Here is a 2,500-nt window from a genome sequence, read left to right as displayed (position 1 = left end):
GAAATTCCGTCGGAATCCGGGAGGACCATCTCCCAAGGCTAAATACTCCCTAGTGACCGATAGTGAACCAGTACCGTGAGGGAAAGGTGAAAAGCACCCCGGAAGGGGAGTGAAATAGATCCTGAAACCGTGCGCTTACAAATTGTCAGAGCCCGTTAATGGGTGATGGCGTGCCTTTTGTAGAATGAACCGGCGAGTTACGATTCCATGCAAGGTTAAGCTGAGAAAGCGGAGCCGCAGCGAAAGCGAGTCTGAATAGGGCGAATGAGTATGGGGTCGTAGACCCGAAACCAGGTGATCTACCCATGTCCAGGGTGAAGGTCAGGTAACACTGACTGGAGGCCCGAACCCACGTATGTTGAAAAATGCGGGGATGAGGTGTGGGTAGCGGTGAAATTCCAATCGAACCTGGAGATAGCTGGTTCTCTCCGAAATAGCTTTAGGGCTAGCCTCAAACGAAAGAATCTCGGAGGTAGAGCACTGTTTGGACGAGGGGCCCATCCCGGGTTACCGAATTCAGACAAACTCCGAATGCCGATGATTTATGTTTGGGAGTCAGACAGTGGGTGATAAGATCCATTGTCGAGAGGGAAACAGCCCAGACCACCAGCTAAGGTCCCCAAGTATCTGTTAAGTGGAAAAGGATGTGGCGTTGCCCAGACAACCAGGATGTTGGCTTAGAAGCAGCCATCATTTAAAGAGTGCGTAATAGCTCACTGGTCGAGTGGCGCTGCGCCGAAAATGTACCGGGGCTAAACAGATCACCGAAGCTGTGGATTGACCTTAGGGTCAATGGTAGGAGAGCGTTCCAAGGGCGTTGAAGCTAGACCGGAAGGACTGGTGGAGCGCTTGGAAGTGAGAATGCCGGTATGAGTAGCGAAAGAAGGGTGAGAATCCCTTCCACCGAATGCCCAAGGTTTCCTGAGGAAGGCTCGTCCGCTCAGGGTTAGTCAGGACCTAAGTCGAGGCCGATAGGCGTAGACGATGGACAACAGGTTGATATTCCTGTACCACCTCCCCGCCGTTTGAGTAATGGGGGGACGCAGTAGGATAGGGTGAGCACACAGTTGGTTGTGTGTCTAAGCAGTGAGGTGGAGAACGAGGCAAATCCCGTTCTCATATAACACTAGGCTGTGATGGCGAGGAGATTTTTCTCCAGAGTCCCTGATTTCACACTGCCAAGAAAAGCCTCTAGCGAGGCGGGAGGTGCCTGTACCGCAAACCGACACAGGTAGGCGAGGAGAGAATCCTAAGGTGATCGAGAGAACTCTCGTTAAGGAACTCGGCAAAATGACCCCGTAACTTCGGGAGAAGGGGTGCTCTGGTAGGGTGAATAGCCCGAGAGAGCCGCAGTGAATAGGCCCAGGCGACTGTTTAGCAAAAACACAGGTCTCTGCAAAATCGTAAGATGACGTATAGGGGCTGACGCCTGCCCGGTGCTGGAAGGTTAAGAGGAGGGGTTAGCGCAAGCGAAGCTCTGAATTGAAGCCCCAGTAAACGGCGGCCGTAACTATAACGGTCCTAAGGTAGCGAAATTCCTTGTCGGGTAAGTTCCGACCCGCACGAAAGGCGTAACGATCTGGGCACTGTCTCAACGAGAGACTCGGTGAAATTATAATATGCGTGAAGATGCGCATTACCCGCGACAGGACGGAAAGACCCCGTGGAGCTTTACTGTAGCCTGATATTGAATTCCGGTGCAGCCTGTACAGGATAGGTAGGAGCCTTGGATTCCGGAGCGCCAGCTTCGGAGGAGGCATTGGTGGGATACTACCCTGGCTGTATTGGACTTCTAACCCTTGCCCGTGATCCGGGCAGGAGACAGTGTCAGGTGGACAGTTTGACTGGGGCGGTCGCCTCCTAAAGAGTAACGGAGGCGCTCAAAGGTTTCCTCAGAATGGTTGGACATCATTCGCAGAGTGCAAAGGCATAAGGAAGCTTGACTGCGAGACCTACAAGTCGAGCAGGGTCGAAAGACGGACTTAGTGATCCGGTGGTTCCGCATGGAAGGGCCATCGCTCAACGGATAAAAGCTACCCCGGGGATAACAGGCTTATCTCCCCCAAGAGTCCACATCGACGGGGAGGTTTGGCACCTCGATGTCGGCTCGTCGCATCCTGGGGCTGTAGTCGGTCCCAAGGGTTGGGCTGTTCGCCCATTAAAGCGGCACGCGAGCTGGGTTCAGAACGTCGTGAGACAGTTCGGTCCCTATCCGTCGCGGGCGCAGGAAATTTGAGGAGAGCTGTCCTTAGTACGAGAGGACCGGGATGGACATACCGCTGGTGTACCAGTTGTCTTGCCAAAGGCATCGCTGGGTAGCTATGTATGGACGGGATAAATGCTGAAAGCATCTAAGCATGAAGCCCCCTTCAAGATGAGATTTCCCATTACGCAAGTAAGTAAGATCCCTCAAAGATGATGAGGTGGATAGGTCTGGGGTGTAAGTACGGCGACGTATGTAGCTGACAGATACTAATCGATCGAGGACTTAACCTATTAT

The 2,500-nt window shown here is 53.0% G+C and carries 1 rRNA gene (cut by a window edge); it reads left to right on the top strand.

Features of this window, described 5'->3' with window-relative positions:
• A 23S ribosomal RNA gene (locus tag CSV63_RS16260) occupies positions 1-2,496 on the top strand; it begins 433 nt to the left of the window's first position.
• Positions 2,497-2,500 lie beyond the last annotated feature (4 nt).

Source organism: Sporosarcina sp. P34 (assembly GCF_002743375.1).
GTDB lineage: Bacteria > Bacillota > Bacilli > Bacillales_A > Planococcaceae > Sporosarcina.
Note: the sequence above shows the minus strand (reverse complement) of the source record. Positions and strands in the feature narration are given on the sequence as shown.